At 62.9% G+C, this 21,125-nt stretch carries 19 protein-coding genes; 7 read left to right on the forward strand and 12 right to left on the reverse strand.

What is annotated here, in order from left to right; translation table 11 throughout:
• Window positions 1-11: 11 nt before the first annotated feature.
• From soxY to soxC, 3 genes are all read right to left on the reverse strand, one after another.
• Window positions 12-497 carry a thiosulfate oxidation carrier protein SoxY gene (gene soxY / locus B552_RS0103410; RefSeq protein ID WP_019447600.1) on the reverse strand — a complete coding sequence of 162 codons (486 nt, stop codon included), beginning with the start codon at window positions 495-497 and terminating at the stop codon, window positions 12-14.
• Between the two features lie 82 nt (window positions 498-579).
• Window positions 580-1,587 (reverse strand): c-type cytochrome, encoded by a 1,008-nt coding sequence (locus B552_RS0103415; protein ID WP_237718157.1) that lies wholly within the window; start codon window positions 1,585-1,587, stop codon window positions 580-582.
• 25 nt (window positions 1,588-1,612) lie between these two features.
• Entirely contained in the window at window positions 1,613-2,956 is a 1,344-nt protein-coding gene (soxC, locus tag B552_RS0103420) for a sulfite dehydrogenase (protein ID WP_019447602.1), read from the reverse strand.
• 364 nt (window positions 2,957-3,320) lie between these two features.
• Between soxC and B552_RS27075 the strand changes: the two genes are divergently transcribed.
• The 4 genes from B552_RS27075 to fusA all read left to right on the forward strand — a co-directional run bounded on the left by B552_RS27075 (window position 3,321) and on the right by fusA (window position 7,453).
• A complete protein-coding gene (locus B552_RS27075) occupies window positions 3,321-3,893 on the forward strand; it encodes an RNA polymerase sigma factor (protein ID WP_019447603.1) in 573 nt (190 codons plus the stop codon).
• Window positions 3,890-4,612 carry a hypothetical protein gene (locus B552_RS0103430; protein ID WP_019447604.1) on the forward strand — a complete coding sequence of 241 codons (723 nt, stop codon included), beginning with the start codon at window positions 3,890-3,892 and terminating at the stop codon, window positions 4,610-4,612. The genes B552_RS27075 and B552_RS0103430 overlap by 4 nt, the downstream gene beginning before the upstream one ends.
• A gap of 32 nt (window positions 4,613-4,644) precedes the next feature.
• Entirely contained in the window at window positions 4,645-5,265 is a 621-nt protein-coding gene (locus B552_RS0103435) for a class I SAM-dependent methyltransferase (protein ID WP_019447605.1), read from the forward strand.
• Between the two features lie 136 nt (window positions 5,266-5,401).
• On the forward strand, window positions 5,402-7,453 hold the full coding sequence (fusA, locus tag B552_RS0103440; RefSeq protein WP_019447606.1) for an elongation factor G: 2,052 nt from the start codon (window positions 5,402-5,404) through the stop codon (window positions 7,451-7,453).
• A gap of 17 nt (window positions 7,454-7,470) precedes the next feature.
• Here fusA and B552_RS0103445 read toward each other — a convergent pair whose 3' ends face one another.
• From B552_RS0103445 to B552_RS0103485, 9 genes are all read right to left on the reverse strand, one after another.
• On the reverse strand, window positions 7,471-8,277 hold the full coding sequence (locus B552_RS0103445) for a TetR/AcrR family transcriptional regulator C-terminal domain-containing protein (RefSeq protein ID WP_019447607.1): 807 nt from the start codon (window positions 8,275-8,277) through the stop codon (window positions 7,471-7,473).
• 83 nt (window positions 8,278-8,360) lie between these two features.
• Window positions 8,361-9,617 (reverse strand): MFS transporter, encoded by a 1,257-nt coding sequence (locus B552_RS0103450; RefSeq protein ID WP_019447608.1) that lies wholly within the window; start codon window positions 9,615-9,617, stop codon window positions 8,361-8,363.
• Window positions 9,618-9,680: 63 nt separating this feature from the next.
• Window positions 9,681-10,448 carry an Asp/Glu racemase gene (locus B552_RS0103455; protein WP_019447609.1) on the reverse strand — a complete coding sequence of 256 codons (768 nt, stop codon included), beginning with the start codon at window positions 10,446-10,448 and terminating at the stop codon, window positions 9,681-9,683.
• 20 nt (window positions 10,449-10,468) lie between these two features.
• Complete coding sequence (locus B552_RS0103460; protein WP_019447610.1) at window positions 10,469-10,918, reverse strand: thioesterase family protein; 450 nt, start codon at window positions 10,916-10,918, stop codon at window positions 10,469-10,471.
• The gene (locus B552_RS0103465; protein ID WP_019447611.1) at window positions 10,915-12,075 is read right to left on the reverse strand and encodes an FAD-dependent monooxygenase; all 1,161 of its coding nucleotides are present in this window, start codon (window positions 12,073-12,075) and stop codon (window positions 10,915-10,917) included. The genes B552_RS0103460 and B552_RS0103465 overlap by 4 nt, the downstream gene beginning before the upstream one ends.
• Complete coding sequence (locus B552_RS0103470) at window positions 12,072-12,950, reverse strand: VOC family protein (RefSeq protein ID WP_026035275.1); 879 nt, start codon at window positions 12,948-12,950, stop codon at window positions 12,072-12,074. Before B552_RS0103470 ends, B552_RS0103465 begins: the two co-directional genes overlap by 4 nt.
• Window positions 12,951-12,964: 14 nt before the next feature.
• Window positions 12,965-14,668, reverse strand: a complete 1,704-nt coding sequence (locus B552_RS0103475; RefSeq protein WP_026035276.1) for an AMP-binding protein — start codon at window positions 14,666-14,668, stop codon at window positions 12,965-12,967.
• Between the two features lie 42 nt (window positions 14,669-14,710).
• Window positions 14,711-15,898: a hypothetical protein gene (locus tag B552_RS0103480; RefSeq protein WP_035879372.1), complete on the reverse strand. Its 1,188-nt coding sequence runs from the start codon at window positions 15,896-15,898 to the stop codon at window positions 14,711-14,713.
• A 338-nt stretch (window positions 15,899-16,236) separates the two neighbouring features.
• Window positions 16,237-17,127 carry a LysR family transcriptional regulator gene (locus tag B552_RS0103485; RefSeq protein ID WP_019447615.1) on the reverse strand — a complete coding sequence of 297 codons (891 nt, stop codon included), beginning with the start codon at window positions 17,125-17,127 and terminating at the stop codon, window positions 16,237-16,239.
• Between the two features lie 97 nt (window positions 17,128-17,224).
• Between B552_RS0103485 and B552_RS0103490 the strand changes: the two genes are divergently transcribed.
• From B552_RS0103490 to B552_RS0103500, 3 genes are read left to right on the forward strand one after another with little or no spacing between them, the layout of a single operon-like run.
• Window positions 17,225-18,778 (forward strand): AMP-binding protein, encoded by a 1,554-nt coding sequence (locus B552_RS0103490; protein ID WP_019447616.1) that lies wholly within the window; start codon window positions 17,225-17,227, stop codon window positions 18,776-18,778.
• A 20-nt stretch (window positions 18,779-18,798) separates the two neighbouring features.
• The gene (locus B552_RS0103495; protein WP_019447617.1) at window positions 18,799-19,980 is read left to right on the forward strand and encodes an acyl-CoA dehydrogenase family protein; all 1,182 of its coding nucleotides are present in this window, start codon (window positions 18,799-18,801) and stop codon (window positions 19,978-19,980) included.
• A 20-nt stretch (window positions 19,981-20,000) separates the two neighbouring features.
• On the forward strand, window positions 20,001-21,098 hold the full coding sequence (locus B552_RS0103500; protein WP_026035277.1) for a CoA transferase: 1,098 nt from the start codon (window positions 20,001-20,003) through the stop codon (window positions 21,096-21,098).
• The last annotated feature ends 27 nt before the right edge of the window (window positions 21,099-21,125 follow it).

Below are 21,125 nucleotides of genomic sequence, written 5' to 3' on the forward strand. Positions count from 1 at the left end.
GTATCTTGTGATCAACCGCCGCAGCCGCCGAGCGTGACCTTGACTTCCTTCGAGGTCACGTAGAACTTGTCGTCCGCCTTCACCAGCGCATAGACGTTGGAGCTTTGCCCCATCTTGACGCGGGTATTGACGGTCGGCGTGGTGCCTTCCGCAAGGTCGAACGCGGCAGCGAGCGTGTTCGGGTTCTTCTCGACCAGAATTGCGATCGACTGGGTCTTGGGGAGATTGCTGGTGACCGTGATCGGTACCACGGCGCCATTCTCGGCAATGCTGGGCGCGGTCAGCGTGATCTCGGCGCTCTGTGCGGCACTGGTGCCGTTCAGGGCCTTGATCGTGCCGTCCACACTGGTGGTGGCGAACGCTGCGGGGTTCCATCCGGCTGCCGCCTGTTCCGCTGCCCGGGCCAGCACGGATCTGGTCAGCCCTGTGGCAAACAGCGCGCCCATCAGCGCAAGGTTGCCGCCTGCCTTGAGTGCTTGTCTACGTGTTTGATTCATCGTCTCTCTCCTTCTTGCTGCCGCCTTGGTTGGGTAGGCGTGTCATGAATGATCCGCGGGCCTGCAATCGCCATCTGCAACATCATTTCGCGCCGGCCAGGACCCATCGAACCAGCGCGTTCAGGTCGTCTTCCTTGACCTGACTTTGCGGCGGCATGGAAATGGCGCCCCATTCTCCAGAACCGCCAACCTTGACCTTTGCCAGCAGCCTGGCGGGCGCTGCCGCATCGCCCTTGTACTTGGCGGCGACGTCCTGGAATGCCGGCCCAACGATCTTGTTGGTGACGCCATGACAGGCCATGCATCCGGATTGGCTGGCCAGAGACTGAAGCGACGGCTTGCTCCCGGCACTGCGGGCCGGGTCCGCGCCACCCGCAGGCCGCGTGCCCGGCGGCAGCATGGTCTGCGCACCGCGAATCGCCCCGTACGGCCGGTTCTGCTGCGACAGGTCGCCATGCGCGTCACGTGCCTCAAGCGGAAGCGTTGACGTGACACGGACCTCGGCCTCGCAGTTCTTCATGCAGGCGACGTTATGCGTATCGGGCTTGCCCCGGGTCTCCCATAACCCGTGCGCGCGCGTCATGCCATTGCGGTTCGGCATGGTCTTCTGGACCTCGGCAATGTTGTCGCTGCTCAGGGTTGCATCGGCAGGCAGGATCTCGCCCAGGTTCAGCAGGTACGCCAGCACCGAATACACCTCGTCGTTCGACAACGACTTGGGCGCGTTCCACGGCATCGCACGGTGGATGTAGTCCCATAGCGTCGAGAGCGTGGCAACTTTGGACAGCGTGGAGCGCAATGGATGCGGCGAAGCCAGCGTGGCCGATCGCCCGCGCTTCATGTCTTCCGCGGTCGTGCCGCCTGTCAGCGGGCCGAATACCTCGGAACTCTCGCCGAACGTGCCATGACACGAAGCGCAACGGGATTCCCAGACCTCCTGGCCCTGCGCTACGGTGCCTGACCCTTTTGGCAGCCCCTGGAAATCGGGGCCCACGTCAATATCCCACGCGCGAATCTCCGCCGGCGTGGCAGCACGCCCAAGGCTGGCCGAACCATTCCCCTGCGCGAGCGCAACGCCTGCACACAGCATCAGCGCGGCGGCCGCAACGATCCGGTTAGTCGACCTGGACATTGGACACCTCCCCGGATTCGGCAACGTTCCACGATTGAATGGCGTTGTTGTGATAGATCGACCTGGTGCCGCGCACCTCGCGCAACTGTCGGATCTTTGGCTGCACGAACCCGGTCTCGTCGATCGCGCGGCTTTGCAGCGTGGCAGGCTTTCCGTCCCAGTTCCAGTCGATGTTGAAGCGCGTAAGCGCCTTGCTCAGGACCGGCGTTTCCAGACGTGCAGTACGCCAGTTCCTGCCGCCGTCGACCGACACGTCCACGCGCTTGACGCGCCCGCGCCCGGACCACGCCAGCCCCGTGATGTTGTAGAAACCCTTCTCCATCAGGAACTGCCCGCCGGAAGGCGACGTGATGACGGACTTGCATTCCTGCACCGACGTGTACTGGCGCAGCGTGCCGTCCGGCATCAGGTCAACGTAGTGCACGGCCTCGTCCTTGGCAGCGAACGGCATATCTCCCACCTTGATGCGACGCAGCCATTTGACGGAGGACACGCCCTGGACGCCCGGCACGACCAACCGCAGCGGATAGCCGTTCTCGGGACGCAGCATTTCGCCGTTCTGCCCCCAGACGACGATCACGTCATCGAGCGCGCGGTCGATGGCAATGGTGCGGGTCATGCCGGAGCCGTCGGCACCTTCGGCCAGCACGTACTTGCCGTTCTTCTTGTCGAAGCCGCAGTCTTCCAGCAGCACCGACAGCGGCACACCGGTAAATTCGCTGCAGGACAGCATGCCGTGCGTGTACTGCACGGTGGGCACGGCCACGTTGCCCCATTCCATGCCCGTATTGGCGCCGCACTCGATGAAATGGATGCGCGACACCGAAGGCATGCGCATCAGGTCATCCATGGTGTAGACCTTCGGATTCTTCACCAGGCCGTTGATCATCAGGCGGTGCTGGTTCGGATCGATATCCACCCAGCCCTGATGGTGCCGCTCAAAGTGCAAACCGCTGGGTGTGATGATGCCGAACAGACCCTGCAATGGCGTAAAGGCGACCGATGACTGCGGCACCTGCGTCAACCCGGGGCTTTGACGCCGCACCAGGTTCTTTTCGTACGACGAAGGCATGCCGTACGGTTGCGTTGCAACACCCTTGCCGAGCGAGGTGCTCCACGGCGGCAAATCGAGAATGGCGGGATCCCCCTCGCCTTGCGCGGCGGCAGCCTTGCCTGCAACAGTCGCAACGGCTGCGCCACCGGCCAGCGCAAGACTGCGGCGCAGAAAGCCCCGGCGGCCGGTCTCGACCTCCCTGATCTCTTCCGGCGAAAGAAAGCCCTCCGGCGCGGGCCTCAATCGGCCCCGCCGCTGCGTCATGTTCGACATGCGTCTCCTCCTCGGCGCGCTGGCGTACTCGTGTACGCCGTCTTATGGGTATGGCAACGTGAAGCGGCAGCGCACGCCAGGTGCCGCTTCTTCGCATCAGGACTGCGTATGGCGCATCGCTGCCGGGGTAGGGAGAAACCCGAGTTTTCCCGCCATCCCGTATGCTGATGCGCGATGCACGGAGGCAGGGTCGCCGTGTGCAACGCCGGTACGCTTCCATTGATGGTTAAGACGCAGGACTCCCCCGATTTATTCCAGGAATTTTTCAGACGTAATAGATGGAATAACTTGCCGTGCCCGGACGTCTTACAAGGAGACCGGTAGTCCCGTTGCACGTCATCCCCATAACGACACCAAAAGCGCGATGAAAATTTTCGGCCTGCTGGGCAGATCCAGAGAGTTCCACGACAAGCTGGAGGGCAGCCGCCCAAGGCTTTATCGCATGGCGCGCGCATGGTGCCGCAATGCGGTGCTGGCCGATGACCTGGTGCAGGAATGCCTTTCCAAGGCATTGCAGAATTCGGCGCAGCTGCGGGATCTGGCGACCATGGATAGCTGGCTGTTCAGCATCCTGGCGAACTGCCTGCGCGACCATCTTCGTCAGCATCGGGCGACGGAAGACATCGACGAGGTGGCCGAGCAGCATCTGGTGAGCGATCGCACCCCGGAAGACGACTGCGCCCGGAATGAAATCGTTACAAGGGTCAGGGCCGCGATCAAGTGCCTGCCGCTGGGCCAGCGTCAGGTGCTGGTGCTGGTCGATGTGGAGGAATGTTCGTACGCCGAGGTTGCGCAGATTCTCGACATTCCCGTGGGCACCGTGATGAGTCGCCTGTCGCGCGCGCGGCAGGCCCTGAAGGCAAAATTGCTGGCTCCCGCACCGCGATGGCACGCCAATGCGGTAGAGACGGCAGACAACGTGGTGAGGCTGAAATGAAGAACGACGTATCGGATGAACTGCTCAACGCATTCGTTGATGCCCAGCTCGACGATATCGAGCGCGGGCGTGTACTGTCCATCATCAATGACGACCCCGCCGTTGGCAAACGCGCGTTCGATCTGTGGCGCCTCAAGGAAATGGTGCAGCACGCCCTGCCCATGCCGGTGCCGCAATCCACGTCCGGCGGCGGATCGCGTTGGCATACGCGGTGGCCAACCCATGCCATGGCTGCAGGCCTGATCGCGGCCGTTGGCGTGACAGGCGGATGGTTTGCGCGTGGCCCGCTGGGTACCGGTAGCCAGCCCGGCGTCGCCCAGGTCGCTCAGGTCGCTCAGGTCACCCCCATGCAGAATCACCAGAAGGTGCTGCTGCACATTGGCTCTTCCAACCCCGTCAGGATCAAGGCGATACTGGACGAGGCCGAGCAACTGCTGCGCTCAAGCGACAGCCGGGGAGACTCGATGCAAGTGGAAGTCGTGGCCAACGAAGGTGGCCTGGACATGCTGCGTGCCGGTATCTCCCCGTATGCCGAACGCATCCAGCAGATGCGGCACGCACACAAGAACCTGTCGTTCGTCGCCTGCGGCAATACCGTGGAGCGGTTGCGCAATGCAGGCGAGGATACGCGGCTGTTGCCGCATACTCTCATTGCATCATCGGCCATCGATGAAATCGTGACGCGGCAACGGCAGGGCTGGCTCTATATTGGCGTTTGAGATCGGGCCGCGAGCACTAACGCAGGGAAACAATGGGACGCAAAAATCACTGGGAGCAGGTCTACAAGACCAAGGCTCCCGATGCCGTGAGCTGGTACACGCCTCACCTGAGCGAATCACTGAAGTACATCAACGCCACCGGCCTGGACCCGCAGAATGCCGCCGTCATCGACGTGGGCGGCGGCGAGGCGACCCTGGTCGACGACCTGCTGGCCGCCGGCTACCGAAACGTGAGCGTGCTGGACATTTCCGCCAAGGCCCTGGAGGTTGCTGCAGAGAGACTTGGCCCACGCGCCGCGTCGGTGAGGTGGATCGCTGCGGACATCCTGGAGCATGAGTTCGCCGAGGCATCCGTGGACATCTGGCACGACCGCGCCGTGTTCCACTTCCTGACCACCACCGAGCAGCGCCAGGCCTATGTGGCGCAGGTGCTGAAGGCGCTGCGGCCGGGCGGCTTTGCCATCGTCGGAACGTTCGGGCCGAACGGCCCCGAGAAATGCAGCGGCCTGCCCGTCATGCGTTACGAACCTGATGCACTGCACAATACCTTTGGCACGCACTTTACGCTGCTGAAGCACAGTGTCGATATGCACACCACGCCGTGGAACGCGCCACAGGAGTTCGTGTACTGCTTCTGCCGGCGGGAGGACTGAGCCGGAACGGCGAGCGTGGCCGCGGCCTTGCTGTGCCTTGCGCGACGCAACGAGCGGTGGGACTCCAATGCATATGGAGTTTGCAGCCCATATCGCCAATAATGGTCAGACTGCAACGGCTGGACGAGGGCACCCCATGCTTTATAGTCCCGAGGCAATTCGTACGATCGCCCTGCTGGGGCACACGGGGTGCGGCAAGACCTCGTTGATCGAAGCGCTGCTGCACAAGGGAGGTGCGCTGCACACCCCAGGCAGCGTCGAGCGCGGCACCACGGTCTGTGACTCCGACCCGCTCGAGCGCAAGTATCGACATTCGCTCTCCACCGCGATCGCCCACCTCCACTATCACGACACCCGCATCTACCTGCTCGACACGCCGGGCTATCCGGACTTCTCTGGCCTGTCGATGAGCGGGATGGCGGCTGTCGAGACAGCCGCCATCGTCATCAATGCGCAGACTGGCATCGAGATGACGACGCGCCGCATGATGGCCTGGGCGCAGGCGCGCAAGCTGTGCCGGATGATCATCGTCAACGGCATCGACAAGGAAAAGGTCGATCTGCCCGCGCTGCTGGCCGACATTCAGGAGGCGTTCGGCAAGGAGTGCCTGCCGATCAACCTTCCGGCGGGGCGGGCCACCGAGGTCGTCGACTGCTTCTTCAACCCGGCGGGCGAGGCCGATTTCCTGTCCGTGGCATCGGCGCACGAGGCGCTCGTCGATCAGGTCGTCGAGATGGATCCCGAACTGATGGAGCTTTACCTCGAGCAAGGCCAGCAAATCGCGCCCGAACAGTTGCACGCGCCGTTCGAGCGGGCGCTCCGCGAAGGCCACCTGGTGCCGATCTGCTTCACGTCGGCGGCCAATGGCACCGGCATCACGGAGTTGCTCGACGTGTTCGTGCGGTTGCTGCCCAACCCAACCGAGGGCAACCCGCCGCTGTTTTACCGTGACACGGGCGGACACCAGGAAACCGTTCGCGCCGAGCCGCTGCCGGACAAGCACGTGCTGGCGCATGTCTTCAAGATCGCCATCGATCCGTACCTCGGCAAACTGGCTGTGTTTCGCATCCACCAGGGCACGGTCACGCGCGACAGCCAGCTTTATATCGGCGATGGGCGCCAGCCGTTCAAGGTTGCACATCTGCTGATGCTGCAGGGCAAGGATCGCGTGGAAGTGCCGCAGGCGGGCCCCGGTGATATCTGCGCCGTTGCGAAGATCGACGAAATCAACTTCGATGCCGTGTTGCATGATGCCAGCGAGGATGGCGACATCCACCTGGCCCCGCTGGATTTTCCCAAGCCGATCTATGGACTGGCGATCGAGCCCGCGCGCCGGGGCAACGAGCAGCGCCTGTCGGAACTGCTGCAGAAGCTCACCGCGGGAGACCCATGCCTGCGCGTCGAGCATCCAGCCGGCACCAATGAAACCGTGATACTTGGCCTGGGCGAACTCCAGCTGCGCTGCGCGCTGGAGCGCCTGACCGAACATTACAAGCTCGATGTCGTGACGCGGCCACCCAGGATTGCCTACCGCGAGACCATCGACGGCAAGGCCGAGGGGCATCACCGGCACAAGAAGCAGACCGGCGGCGCCGGTCAGTTCGGCGAGGTATTTCTCCGTATCGAGCCGCTGCCGCGTGGCAACGGCTTTGAATTCGTCGACGCGGTCAAGGGCGGCGCGATTCCGGGCCAGTTCATTCCCGCCGTTGAAAAAGGCATCCGCCAGGTCCTTGATAGCGGGCCGCTGGCCGGCTTTCCGATGCAGGACGTGCGCGTCACGGTGTTCGACGGCAAGAGCCATTCGGTCGATTCGAAGGAAGTGGCGTTCATGGTCGCGGGGCGCAAGGCATTCATCGACGCCGTGCTCAAGGCGCGGCCCAGCGTGCTGGAGCCGATCGTGGATATCGAGGTGACGATTCCCGAAGCGACGATGGGCGACATCATCAGCGACCTCTCCACCAAGCGCGGGCAGGTCCGGGGCACGCGTACCGCGGTTGGCAGCAACATCGTTATCGCGGGACAAGTACCGCTATCCGAGCTCAACGACTACCAGTCGCGCCTGAACAGCCTCACGGGCGGGCACGGCAACTACACGATCCAGCTCAGTCACTACGAGCCCGTTCCGCCCGCCCAGCAGGAACAGATGGCATCGCAGCACAAGTCGCATGAGGACACCAGCGACCACTGATCGCTACCCGCTGCCGGTTATGCCGAGCGAGCGCTCTTCTTCTTCGCGGGCTTCGCGTTGCGCGGCCACGCGTCGATGCCGTCGAGCGTGATGCGCAGGCCCTCTTCGAACGCGGTGTCAGATGAGAGATGGGAGAAGGCCTTGCTGACGAAGCGCGCGCCGGGATACTGCTCGGCGGATACCGAATCAAGCTTGTTCTGAATGAACGCCTGGTGATAAGCAGGCAACTGCCGCGACGCTTCGGCCATGCTGGCCGCGACCAGGTATTGCGCCAGCAGGTGATAGCCAAGCGAAACCTGCTCGGACGAGAAGCCGCCCTGCATGATGGCGGACGTCATGCGGTTGAAGAACTCGAGACCATAGTCGGTTTCGCCTGGCTGGACCTCCTGGAACAGGCGGTACCGGTTGTGCGATGCCACGTAATTGCTGACGCCGGGATTCTCCACCGCAACCTGGAAGCTGAGCCGCGCAATGCCCTCGACGTCGGCGCGCCAGTCGCCCGTCAGTGGTGGAATTCGCAGCGTGCGTTGGCGATAGTAGTCATTCAGCACACCTGAAACCAGTTGGTCGCGGCCACCCAGATAATAGTGAATCAGCCCCGGCGCCACGCCAAAGTCCTTGGCAAGCTGAACCATCGAGATCTGGTCCAGCGGCGTCGTCTTGGCCAGGCCGATCGCGTGCTGCAGGATAGCCGTGCGGCTGAGGGTCGGCTCATTGCCAATCGGCGACTCCGTCCGCGGCGGACGTCCGCGCCGACGCGGCGCCGGGCTGGCTGGTTGCGGCGCGGCGGCTTTTACTGCAGGCGATTTACGTGCGGCAGGCATGATGGGCGAAGCGGACCGACTCGGAATTGGTAGTGCGCCAATTCTATCCGCGTTCGCCCGCCATGCCACCTTTGGGCCCCACCCTAGGCTGATGCCACCGCTACCGCTCCATGCCGGCTGCCTACGCGGTACCGGCCAAGGGACAGCACCAGGGCCGAAGCCGCAACCAGCATGCACGGCAGCACCAGCAGCGGCAAATCGTAGCTGCCATGCCGGTCGAACCACGCACCCAGCCCGATTGGGCCGATGACCGCGCCCAGTCCGTAGCCGGAGAATGCGATGCCGAACAGCGAACCAAACGATGTGAGCCCGAAGTACGAACGGACGAGATACGAAATCAGATCGCCTTCGGCGCCGATGGTCAGTCCGATCAGCATCGTGGCCACCAGCAATGTGTTGTAGTCGTGGTTCGCACGCAGCAGGATTATCCCGACGGCGCCGCCCACGAAGAACACGCTGGCCACCAGCGGCGCGTGAATCCGATCGATCAGCAGGCCCGTGAGCAGCCGCCCTACCAGCAGGCCCACGCCGACCATCGACGCGCTGCGCGCCGCCATGCCCGCATCGAAGCCCCGATCCGCGAACAGCGACGGCAGATGTGGCCCCAGCGACAACGTGGCGGCAGAACTGAGCACGAATACCAGCCAGATTGCCCAGAGCCTGTAACTGCGCAGTGCCGTGGCCAACGCCACACCTTCCGGCGCCGGTGCCGATGCATGACCGGCCCCGCCAGTTCCCGGAAAACGCTCGCGCAGCATCGCGCAGGCCACCATCGACAGAACGACAGAGCCAAACCCCATGGCGACATAGGCCATGCGCCAGCCGAACGTCGTCACCAGATACTGCGCAGTAACAGGAAGGATCACGGTGCCCGCGCCCAGCCCGCACATGGCGATGCCCAGCGCCAGCCCCAGGCGGCGGTCAAACCATTGCGGCAGCACCGCCAGGTAGCCGAGCACCGATGTCGCGGCACCCGATACACCGACGACGATCGAAAGTGCCACCCACACCAGCATGCTGCCGTTCTGAAGCGACATCGCTGCCGTGGCCAGGCCAAATACGATTGCTGATCCGGCAATCACGCGGCGAATGCCAAACCGATCCATCATCGCGCCAACGACCGGACTGATAATCGCCAACCCAAACATCGATGCGGCATAGGACAGCGAGGCCTGGGAGCGCCCCCAGCCGAACTCGGCCGCAAGGGGCCTGGCAAATACGCCGGCCGTGGCATTGAACAATGGCGCGTAGCCGGCCAGCATGCCAAGTGCGGCACCGAGAATCACACTCGCGTAGATCCATCCGGACACGCGGGGCAGCGTATTGGGGGCGGTTTGCATGAAGCATGTCTCCTTGATGCGGCGCCTTCGTGGGCGGCCGCTTGTGATTTGGATTGCCGAAGTTCAGCGCAATCCGGTCTGGCTACCCAGGTAGGCGCCGGCATTCGGGGCATTGGCGGAAAGGCCGAGCTTGCGCAGCATCTGCCGCGCCGTGCAGACAGCCGTCGACGTCACGGGGATACCCAATGCCTGCTGCGCCTGTTCGATGGCGGCCAGCGATGGCATCTGCACGCAGGCCGACAGCACCACCGTATCCACGCCCCTCACGTCCAGCCGCCTGACGTCTTCGAGCAATTGCAGGGGGTTACGCTCGCCAACTTCCAGGTTGTCCAGGATCGAGAAGTTGATCGCATCCTTGACCTCGATGCCTTCGTGCTCGATGTACTCGACCACGGTCTTTGTCAACGCATCGCTGTATGGCGCCATCAGCGAGATGCGCCGAGCGCCGAAGTCCTTCAGTTCCTCTACCAGCGCACCCGCCGAAGTCATGATCTGGGGACGATACGGTGCGGCGCCCATGGCAGTGTCCACGGCCGCCCCCAGTTCCTCGATGACCTGCCGGTGGTAACCCTTCCCCATGCACATCGTGGCCACGAGGCAAGCGGTGCTCATCACATCGACGCGCGCATCGGCAAGTTCCAGCGCGCAGCGACCCATGTCGCGGTTCATCTTCTCGAGTTCCTCAGCCACTACGCGATGCATGCGTACCCGGCTGGAGTGAAAGCTGAACTGCTCGGGCAGCGTCTGCATACGGCCCGCGAAAATGGCGGGAACCTCGCGCTCCATCGTGATGTTGGAGCTGGGCACGATTTGTCCGATTCGATACTTCATCTTTGGCTAATCCAAAAACTTCAAAGGGCGGGAGACAGGAAGCGGCTCAGCACCGCACGCAGCGATTCGGGGATCGGTGTGCCCTCTCGCCTGTCCAGCCGCACGCAGATTGGCGAGAACATGGCGTCGAACACTGGCGCGCCATCGGGCCGGCGTGCCACGCAGCGAATGTCGAACGAGCGGGTGCGAATCGCCTCCACCGTGCAGGTGACGTCGATGTCGTCGTCGGGCCAGAGCGTGCCAATGAACTCGAACCGCATCGCCTTGCAAGGCGTGCCCACACCGTGCGCCTCGCCCAGCCTGCCGTGGCCGCCGGCCATGTGCGTCGTGTAGAGGCCGACCGCACCGAGCAGGTAGTCGGTGAACCGACCCGTGTAGACCACGCCGGCCGGATCGCAATCGCCCCATCGCACCTTTCGCCTGACAACGAACGGACTTTCGCTGAGCACATACTCCGTGGCCTGGATCATGGCTGGCCTGCCGTGGCTGACGCGGCGACGCCGCCTGCGGCAAGCTCCGCCATCAGCGCGGGGAACTGCGCACGCAAGCGTTCGGCATCGATGCGGCCTGTCCGGGTCATGAAACGGAACACGAACTCATGCGCGGTCGGCAGATCCATCCACTCTCGGATGCGTTCGTACCAGTTGTACGACGCTTCGGACGCGCTGATCAGCTTGGCCTTCTCCGGCTTGCGCGCAGCCTCGTACTGCTGCAGTGCAGCCGGTACGTCATCGGGATTGGCGACGATGGCATCCGCCAGCGCCATGGCATCTTCCATGGCGATCCGGGTGCCGGAACCGATCGAGAAATGCGCGCTCGTCAGCGCATCGCCAATCAGCACCTGGCGGCCGACGTGCCAGTTTGCATTGAGGATCACCGGGAACTGGCGCCAGATCGAGTTGTTCGACACCAACCCATACCCGGCCAGCTCGGGGGCGAAGACCTTTTCGAACAGCGACTGCCGGGCCTCCGCGCTCATCTCCTCCATGCCGAAGTCCAGCCACGTCTGATGATCGCACTCGGCCACAAACGTGCTCATCGAATCGGAGTACGGGTAGTAGTGCGCGATGAAGTAGCCACCCTCATGTTTCCGGAAAACCAGTGCCGGGCTCGCGAATGGCTTCTCCACGCCAAACCAGGCGAAGTGGTTCGTCAACATGCGGCGGGTGGTGCCAAAGCCCGCCTCGTTGGCAGTACGCAACTGCGAGCCGATGCCATCCGCGCCAACAATCAGATCGGCATCCAGCGCATCGAAATCGGCAATCCGTTTGTTGTAGCTCACGCGCACGCCAAGCTCCTGTGCGCGCTGCTGCAGAACCGAAAGCAGGCTGATGCGCGGAATAGCGCCGCCCCCCGCACCGGGCTTCTTCATGACGATGGGATGCTCGTGGCACACGATCGAATGCTGGTCGTTGAAGCGCATGACGCTGGCCAGGCGATCCACCACGACCGGTGATGCCGCGCGCAGGTTCGACAGGCCGGTATCGGCCAGCACCACACCGAAACCAAACGTGGCGTGCTCCGGATTCTGTTCGAAGACGTCGATGTCGGCGTTCGGCATGCGCTCCTTCAGCAGGATCGACAGGAACAGTCCAGCCGGCCCGCCGCCAATGATGGCCGCCTTCATTGCGCGTCTCCCGGAGCAATCACCAGCGCATCCATATCGAACTGGCGGATCTGGCCCGTCAGGCCACCGGTCAGTGCGCCGTACCAGACCGCCGGCTTGAAGCCGAGTTCCTTGCGGCGGAACTGCAGTGTCGGATTGCCGTCGATGCGGACATAGCCGTTGCCAAGTGCCGTAGCCTGGTAGCCGTCGGTCTTCCGCGCCACGTCGATCAGCGCTGCGAACTCTGGAACGTCGAGCACGTACACCGATGCCCGCTCCTTGTCCGCAGTCGCTTCCTCGATGCGTTCGGCCTTGCGCTGCCACACCGGCTCGATCGATGCAAACGCAGCGCCGGTGTCACGTGCCCGTTCGAGTTCGATGGCCGAGTCGATAGTCAGTGCGGCATCCTGCTTATCGGCATCGCTGAACGGCCGCACCTGCCAGGTGATCTCGATCGGATAGCCGTTCGGGTCATTGAAGTAAATCGACTCGATGACTTCGTGCCGAATCTGGTAGCGCAGCGGAATGCCGACGGCCTCCACGCGCTGACGCCACTGCAACAACTCCGCCTCATCACGGACGCGCCATGCGGTGTGCGTGGCGCGGTCCTGGTAGTGCTCTCGCACGGTCAGCCAGTCGGGCCGCTCGGTACCGATGTAGTAGAAGAATGCAATGGTGCTGTGGTTACCACTGTCGAAGAAGAAATGCAGGAAGTCAGCATGATTGTCGGGTCCCCAGCCCTTCGCCGAAATAGCGTGGATCAACGGCAGGCCGAGCAGGTCCCGATAGAAATGTACGGTTTCCGCAAGCTTCCATGTGGGCCTGGCGGTATGGTGGACGCCGTGCAGCGCGACAACGGGCGCGGAGGCGTGGGCGGCTTGTGTGGATTGGGTCATGTCACCTTCCTTCTTCACTTTGCTTGCTGGGCTGCAGCGTTCTCAGCCTCAGCCTTTAGCTGCTGCACGATGCGGTCTCGCAGGATCACCTTGCTGAGTTTTCCGGACGCGGTGAGCGGAAACTCCGGAATGATCTCCAGCCGCTCCGGCCACTTGAACTTGGCCAATCCCGCTTGCTCCAGATACCGGGTCAGGTCGGACAGCGTCAGGCCAGCCGCTGCAGCGGGCTTGAGTAGTACGAACGCGCAGACGCGCTCGCCGTAGATCTTGTCGGGCATCCCGACCACAGCGGTTGCCAGGATGGCGGGATGCTCGTTGATGACGTTCTCGAGTTCCTCGGCGTTGATCTTCTCGCCGCCACGGTCAACGACGTCCTTGATACGGCCACGGAAGAAGTAGTAGCGCTTGCCGTCGACCATGCTCGACGACATCAGGTCGCCCGAACGATAGAAGCCATCGGTCGTGAAGCGCGTGACATCTTCCTTCTCGGACTTGTAGTACCCGCGGATCGTGTAGGGACCGCGGAACAGCGCTTCACCGATTTCGCCCTCGGCTACGTCGTCTTCGGTGCCCGGATACACGATGCGCACCTCGTCGGCAGCCGAGACTGGACACCCGACCGACTGCTCGCGAATCTCGGGCGGGTCTTCCGGCCGGGTGAACATGATCACGCCCTCTGTCATGCCAAAGATGTGGTAGGTGGGCGAGCCCGTCAGGCGCTCAAGATTGGCCGCATTCTTGGGCACGATGAAGCTGCGGCGTGCCTTGTCTGCGGCCGTTCCCCGCAGCAGTTCCGGAGCGATGCGGTTCAGGATCGGGCCAGCTACGCCAAACCAGGTCGGCTCGTAGTCGCGTACCAGCGCTTGCAGCGTGTTCTCGGACAGATCGGGGGCCACCGTCACTGTCGCGCCGCTCAACAGGAATGGCCCGAAGAAGCAGCCCATGTTGAGGTTATGCATGTACGGCGTGGGAAAGAACAGCACGTCGTTGCGCGTGTAGCCATTGAAAGCCGCCACCGCACGCATGTTGTAGAGGTATTCGTTCTGGAAGCGAGGAATGATCTTCGGCACGCCTGTGGTGCCGCCGGACAACTGGAACACGGCGGCCTGGAACGGTTCATACTCGACGTCGGCCAGGATTTCCCGGGCCCGTGCCAGCGGCATGTCACGGATCAGGTCTGCCAGCAGCGTGGCACGACCACGGCGTTCGCCACGGGCCTGCAGGATGAACGCAAGGCTTGGTACCTCGGCTTGCATCTCTTCGGCGAATGCCACGTCATCGAACTTTGGATCATCGCCCTGAACAAGATGCAGCCGGGCCTGGCACAGATTGGCCAGGTAGCCGATCTCGAGCTTGCGGAACGCCTGAAGCGAACACAGCGGGATGATGCCGGCCTTCAGGCAGCCAAGGAACGCCAGCAACAATTCATTGCTGTTGCCGCACTGGAAGACGGCGCGATCGAGTGGCTTGAGCCCCAGCGCCAGCAGCGCGGCGCCCAGGCGGTCGGTCTGCTCGTCCAGTTCCCGATACGTGAAATCGCCCTCGGGTCCTGCCAACGCCAGACGGTCATGGTGCTCGCGAAACGATTGGCGCAAGGCATCGACCAGGGTCTCGTCGGAGAGGTAAGCCTCGGCCACATAACGATGCAGTCGGTCTTCATCGGGATAACGCACACCGTCGAGCAGCACAGACGGTCGTACACGGGTGGGTTGCAGCATCTTTGTCTACCTCTGTATTTATATATGTATGCGCGATGTCGCTCAGACCATGGTTTCACGGAGCCAATCGACGATGTGCCGTCCGGCAATCTGCTGGCCGGACTCTTCCTCGCGGCTTAGCGCCATGCCGTGGTGATTGCCGCGCACGCGGATATGACGCTTGTGCGGCGCCGGAATCTGCTCGTAGATCGCGCGAATGTCGGCCGGGAATGTGCATTGGTCACCGGTGTACTCCAGCAACAGCGTGGGTTGATGAAGCGCGCCCAGCGTCTTGTCCAGCGCTGCATTCGACGACAGACCCGACCACGTGGACAGCCACGACTCAGGCGTGACCACCCGGCCAAAGCCGACACTGCCCCAGTTCGACACGAACGGGTCCTTGCCCCAAAGCGAACCGGTCTTGCGATCCGAGGGATCGAGCGTGATATCCCACGAACGCAGGTCGGCGTCCGTACGCCAGACTTCGAAGATCGGTGCGTGCGCTGCCACCCGGCGATCCACTTCCGTGGCCGTGCCCGCTTTTACGCGCTGCCGCGCTTCGTGCTTGGCGCGCAACATCGCCTTGGCGCGCGCATCGATGCGCGCTACACGTTCAATTTGCGCAGCCTGGTAGCGTTCGACGAACTCCGGCGTGTAGCGTCCCCTGCCCGCTTCGACATCGAACCCATTGGCCTGCGAGAACGGATCAAGTGCCGGGTCCGTCTGCATGGGATCGTCCTCGTCAATCACGGACGGATCGACGCCGCTCATCAGCAGCTTGCCCTGCCCCGGATGCGGCGACACCAAAATAAAGGCGTCTACCTCCGGCATGTGCAGCTCGCCCAGGTTCGTTGGCCGGCCACCGGGGGTGCGGCCAATGCGCATCTCGCGCGGCGTCAACGCCTGCTGGTTGTAGAACGTATAGAGGCCGGCGCCGCCAGAGTTGCCGAGCATGACGATCTTCTCGAAACCCAGCTCACGCAGGTGTGCCATGCCCGCCGCGACATCGAACAGCGCAATCTCATGCTCCAGACGCAGGTCGTTGCCGATCGAACGAGGTCCCTGCACCCAGCAGGCGCAGCCCGCGTCTAGCACAAACGGCACAAGGTAATGGGTGATGGCCATCTCGCGTGGATGCATCAGCGAGACCACGGTCTTCTCCTTGCCGGTCACGCTGAACAGAAAGCCGAGCGTGCGCTGCCCGTCGGCCGTGTCCAATGCATAAGGCACCATCTGGTACGGGCGATTCATCAGGCGGGTGTCCCACGACGCACCCCGCATCCCTGCCGTCACCTGCGGCTTGTCTTGTTCAGTCACGCTGTCTCCTTCGTAAATGCCACCGTCTCAATAATCTAGGGTCTATTTGATATGCTGTCAAATAAATTCACACTGACCTCGGGAAAGCCCGCAACAAAAGGGCATGCCACCAATGCGGCACACAACAAGGCGGCGCGGCTAGGGAGATCGATGCCGCTAGCGGCGCTAACAAAACGAAGCGAAGCGGTTCTGGCTAGACGCGCGGCCGCAGACAGTACAAGTAGTCTGGCCAAGGCCGCGCAACGACGCCAGAATCGTTTTGTTAGCGCCGCTTAACGCGCCCGCTCTTGTAGCAGTGTGATCATGCGCTGCGCCAACGGTGGCAGATAAGCATCCGCTCGATGGATCACGCCCACATGTCTGCGCAAATCCAGCTCGCCTGGATCGAGGTTGAGCGCACGCAGGCCTGTCAACATACCGAGCGCTTCAGTTCCGCCAATGCAGAGCATCGTGGTGCCTCGCAGCAATTGCAGCAGCGACGTACTGCTGAAATCCGTCTCGATGCGCAATTTCGGCAGGCCAAGACCGCGCCGCTGGAACGCGGCATCGACCAGCTGGCGCAACGGAATCGTCGGCCCCGGCAGCAACCACTCCTGCTCGGACAGGTCCTCTAGCGTCACGCGGCGTTTGCGGTGCAGCGGATGCGCCTCGTCGGCCAGGATGGACAGTGCATCGTGGAACAGCGGGACGATCGAGAGCGCGCCCGCGTCGTGCTGCGGCTGCGGCGCGATGACCAGGTCCAGTTCCCCTGCAACCAGCAAATCCATCAGATCCTGCGCAAGCCGCCTGCGTAGCCGCAAGTGTGCGGCTGGCCGTTCGCTCATCAGTTGGCGGCAGGCGCCCAGCACGAGTGCGCCTGGCACGGTCGGCGAATAGCCGATGCGCACCATGCCCAGTTCTCCGCCACGCAGCGCGCGCATTTCCTTCAGGGCGTCGTCGTATGCCAGCGTGATCGTTCGTGCCCGGGCAATAAACAGCATGCCTGCGTGGGTAGGCGTCACGCCATTTCCCGTACGTTCGAACAGCGGCAGTCCAACCTTCGCCTCCATCCTCTGAATTGCCTTGGTCACTGCGGGCTGGCTGATGCCCAGTTCCTCAGCCGCCCTGCCGATGCCGCCGTACTCCTGCACCGCCAGCAAATAGTCCAGGTCCCGTGTCTCCATGACATTCCACGTGGTTATGGGTTTATAGCTTTTACCTCATTGAGGTAATGCCCGCCATCTTACAGACTTCATGGCAAGCAGACGAACGGAGACAGAGGTGAGCTTTGCATATTTCCTGCGGCGGGCTGCCCGCTACTGGGGGGATCAACCGGCCGTGCTATATGGCGACCGGCAACTGACATATCGCCAACTGGACGAACGCTCGACGCGTCTTGCCAATGCCCTGCTGGGTCTTGGGCTGACAAAGGGCGACCGTGTTGCGATCCAGGCCCGCAATTGCCCGGAACTGGTCGAAATCGAATGTGCGCTGTACAAGGCCGGACTGGTAAAAGCCGCACTCAATGCACGCTTCAAGCCGGCCGAAGCGTCCGACGTGGTGGAAAACTGCGCACCGCGCGCAATGATTGCTGGCCCGGGATTTACCGATTACTCGTCCGCCACGCCGGGCTTCGGTTCGGTCGAAACCTTCATCGCAATCGGGAAAGCCAGCGCAGGCTACGCGGACTACGAGACGTTGATTACTCGCGCCAGCGCGCAGGAGCCCGACGTGGCGACCACGGCGGACGATCTGGCCGTACTGCATTTTTCCTCCGGTTCGACCGGCAAGATCAAGGCGGCGATGCAGACCTACGGCAATCGGATCGCGTCGTTGCGGAAGATCCTGCTCGGCATGGACCGCCCCGCACAGGCAGGCGACCGTCTGGCGCTGATCGGCCCGATCACGCACGCGTCAGGCATGTTGATGCAGCCATATCTTTACTGTGGCGCCACGCTGGTCCTGTTCGATACGTTCGAGCCGGCCCAATTCCTGGCTCAGGCGCAGCGGTTGCGGATCACGCACGCTTTCATGGTGCCCGCGATGATCAACATGCTGCTCAATGAACCGGCACTGGCGCATGCGGATCTGAGCAGCCTGAAGACCCTCGGCTACGGCGCCGCACCCATGGCGCCAGCGCGTATCGAGGAAGCGTGGGCCCGTATCGGCCCCGTTCTGTCGCAAGGCTATGGGTTGAGCGAATCGACCTCCGGTGTCACTCGCCTGAGCATCGCCGACCACGCCTATGCGCTCAAGCATCGTCCGGAGCGGCTTGCATCGTGCGGCAGGCCGCTGGGCGAGACGGAAGTGCGTGTCGTCGATGAACAGGGGCGTGAAGCGACAGGCGACGATATCGGCGAAATCATCATTCGCGGTGCAGACGTGTTCGGCGGCTACTGGGGCGCACCGGAACTGACCAGCGAAGTGCTCGTCGACGGCTGGCTCAGGACAGCAGACCTGGCGCGCACCGATGAAGAGGGCTTCGTCTATCTCGTCGACCGCAAGAAGGACATGATCATCTCGGGCGGCTTCAACGTGTATCCAACCGAAGTCGAAGCGTCGCTCTACCAGCACCCCGACGTACTGGAAGCCTGTGTCGTCGGTGTGCCTGACGAAAAATGGGGCGAATCGGTCAAGGCGGTCGTGGTGCTCAAGTCTGGTCGCTGCGTCGACGCGGACAACCTCATCGACCACTGCCGCGCACGGCTCGCCGATTACAAGCTGCCGCGCAGTGTCAATTTCGTCGCGGACCTTCCCAAGAACGCCAGCGGAAAGATTGCCCGCAAGCTCGTCCGCGAAGCGTACTGGCACGGCGCCGCGCGACGCGTCAACTAACAGTAGCAGCGAGACCAATCATGTTCGATTACCTCAAGAATCCCGTGTTTGAACAGACGCGCGAAGGCATCCGGCGCTTCATTGCCGAAGAGCTGATGCCGATGGAGCACGAACTGGCCCTCGGGTCGGAAGACGCCTGGCCAAAGGAGGTGCTGCAGCGCGTGTGGCGCCGTTCCGCCGAACTCGGCTTCTACGCATCGTGCCTGCCGCCGGCACTGGGCGGCAAAGGCTTCTCCGTTCTTGAGCAGTGCGCGCTGAAAGCCGACCTTGCCGCTTCAGGCTCCGCACTTGCGCCGCATGTCCTGGGTGACCTCGGTGGACCGCCGCGGGTCGGCAACATGCTCAAGTACGCAACGCCGCAGCAACTCGCCCGTTACTTCGAACCGGTGATCCGCGGCGAAAAATCCACCTGTTTCGCACTCACCGAGCCGCAATCCGGTTCCGATGCGCAGAGCATTACGACGACCGCAGTCCAGGACGGTGACGAACTGGTGATCAATGGCGTCAAGCACTACATCAGCGGCGCGCCGTTCGCCGACTTCGCGATTGTCATGTGCGTGACCGATGCCAGCGCCACCCCGCCAGCCATCACGGCCGTGCTTGTCGATCTGGACCTGCCCGGCGTGACAGTCAGCCAGCGATACGTGCCAATGTCAGGCCAGCACATCGATGCGGATATTGAGTTCGTCAACGTACGCGTGCCGAGTGCCAACGTCTTTGGCGGCCTGGGCAACGGCTTCAAGCTTGGCATGTCGCGCATCAACGTCAATCGGCTGCTGCACTGCCCGACGATGCTCGGTCTCGCCACGTCCGCCTATGAGGCCTCACTCGACTACGCACGCACGCGCCGCCAGTTCGGCGCCCCGATCGCCCGCTTCCAGGCAATCCAGCACATGCTGGCCGACATGGCTTCTGCGCTGTGGGCTTGCGAAAGCATGATCGCGCAAACGGCCATGCTCGCCGATGCCGGTGGGGATCTGCGCATGAAGGCGGCCGCCTGCAAACTGTTTGTCTCCGAGCGCTGTTTCGAGATCGCGGACAAGGCAGTGCAGATTCACGGCAATGTTGGCGTGACGCGACACCACCCGATCGAACAGACGTTCCGCAAGCTTCGGATGTTCCGCATCTTCACCGGCACCAGCGAGATCCAGCGCAACACGATTGCCCGGGCCATTCTCGATACAGCGGGCGCGTCCGCCTGATCGCCAACCGGGGAAGACACGTGAAACCAGACTGGTCCTGCCTGAACGGTGTGAGAATCGTCGATCTGAGTCAACTGCTGCCCGGGCCGCACGCCACGGCGTTGTTGCAGCAGCTTGGCGCTGACGTTATTAAAGTCGAGCCGCCCACTGTGGGCGACACATCCCGCCAGCTCGGTCCAGCCGTCTTCGCGCAGTTCAATCGTGGCAAGCAGTCCATTGCGCTCGATCTCAAGCAGCCGGCCGGGAAAGCCGCGTTCCTGGACCTTGTACGCGATGCCGACGCCGTGGTCGAAGGGTTTCGGCCCGGCGTCATGCAGCGCCTTGGTCTTGGCTACGATGCGTTGGCGCAGGTCAACCCGAAGATCGTGCTTTGCTCGATTTCCGGTTTCGGCCAGACCGGCCCCTACGCAAGCCATGCCGGGCACGATCTGAACTACCTCGCGCTGGCGGGCTTCTGGTCGATACCAGTTCAGGTGGAGGACAAGGTTGCGCGACCGCGCGTGCGCGTGGCCGACTACGCGGCATCAAGCTACGCGGCACTTTCCCTGGCCGTTGCAGTTCTCAGTTCGCGCCAGAACGGGCGAGGTCAACACCTCGACGTATCGATCCACGATGCAGTCATGTCATGGACCGCACCGGCAGCCTGGTCCGCACGCGGGCATGCGGACCGGCCATGGGAATCGCAAACCGTCATGCCGGATAACGATCTGTTCGAGACGCGCGACGGACGCCATCTTGCGCTCGGCATTCTTGAGAACAAGTTCTGGCTGAACTTTCGCGAAGCGATCGGCAGCGACTTTCCTGCACTGATGGATGAGCGATTCGCCACCCGCGCGGGTCGTCAGTCGCATAAGGCCGAGGTCAACGCATTGCTCAAGGCGATATTCGCAAGCCGTACGTTGGCCGATTGGCTCGACACGCTGGGCGCGCATGATCTGCCGGTGTCACCGCTGCTCGCGGCGGACGAACTATTTGCCGATCCCCATGTGCGGGCGCGCGGCATGATCCGGGAACTCGACGACGGCCAGACCATTGCGCTGCGCTTCCCCGTGAAGTTCTCACTCGGCCTTCCGGATGGCAGCGATCACGTTCCCGGACTGGACGAACACGAAATCTGACAAGGCCCGATAGATCGGCACGAAAGC

The sequence above is a fragment of the Cupriavidus sp. BIS7 genome (assembly GCF_000292345.1).
Classification (GTDB): domain Bacteria; phylum Pseudomonadota; class Gammaproteobacteria; order Burkholderiales; family Burkholderiaceae; genus Cupriavidus.

Bases quoted from the DNA above. Each gene is read 5' to 3' on its own strand.
- B552_RS0103480 (WP_035879372.1), bottom strand. From the start codon at position 15,898: ATGAATCGCCCGTACCAGATGGTGCCTTATGCATTGGACACGGCCGAC.
- soxC (WP_019447602.1), bottom strand. From the start codon at position 2,956: ATGTCGAACATGACGCAGCGGCGGGGCCGATTGAGGCCCGCGCCGGAG.
- B552_RS0103415 (WP_237718157.1), bottom strand. From the start codon at position 1,587: ATGCTGTGTGCAGGCGTTGCGCTCGCGCAGGGGAATGGTTCGGCCAGC.
- B552_RS0103470 (WP_026035275.1), bottom strand. From the start codon at position 12,950: ATGACCCAATCCACACAAGCCGCCCACGCCTCCGCGCCCGTTGTCGCG.
- B552_RS0103455 (WP_019447609.1), bottom strand. From the start codon at position 10,448: ATGAAGTATCGAATCGGACAAATCGTGCCCAGCTCCAACATCACGATG.
- soxY (WP_019447600.1), bottom strand. From the start codon at position 497: ATGAATCAAACACGTAGACAAGCACTCAAGGCAGGCGGCAACCTTGCG.
- B552_RS0103485 (WP_019447615.1), bottom strand. From the start codon at position 17,127: ATGGAGACACGGGACCTGGACTATTTGCTGGCGGTGCAGGAGTACGGC.
- B552_RS27075 (WP_019447603.1), top strand. From the start codon at position 3,321: ATGAAAATTTTCGGCCTGCTGGGCAGATCCAGAGAGTTCCACGACAAG.
- B552_RS0103495 (WP_019447617.1), top strand. From the start codon at position 18,799: ATGTTCGATTACCTCAAGAATCCCGTGTTTGAACAGACGCGCGAAGGC.
- B552_RS0103475 (WP_026035276.1), bottom strand. From the start codon at position 14,668: ATGCTGCAACCCACCCGTGTACGACCGTCTGTGCTGCTCGACGGTGTG.
- B552_RS0103435 (WP_019447605.1), top strand. From the start codon at position 4,645: ATGGGACGCAAAAATCACTGGGAGCAGGTCTACAAGACCAAGGCTCCC.
- fusA (WP_019447606.1), top strand. From the start codon at position 5,402: ATGCTTTATAGTCCCGAGGCAATTCGTACGATCGCCCTGCTGGGGCAC.
- B552_RS0103465 (WP_019447611.1), bottom strand. From the start codon at position 12,075: ATGAAGGCGGCCATCATTGGCGGCGGGCCGGCTGGACTGTTCCTGTCG.
- B552_RS0103450 (WP_019447608.1), bottom strand. From the start codon at position 9,617: ATGCAAACCGCCCCCAATACGCTGCCCCGCGTGTCCGGATGGATCTAC.
- B552_RS0103460 (WP_019447610.1), bottom strand. From the start codon at position 10,918: ATGATCCAGGCCACGGAGTATGTGCTCAGCGAAAGTCCGTTCGTTGTC.
- B552_RS0103445 (WP_019447607.1), bottom strand. From the start codon at position 8,277: ATGCCTGCCGCACGTAAATCGCCTGCAGTAAAAGCCGCCGCGCCGCAA.
- B552_RS0103430 (WP_019447604.1), top strand. From the start codon at position 3,890: ATGAAGAACGACGTATCGGATGAACTGCTCAACGCATTCGTTGATGCC.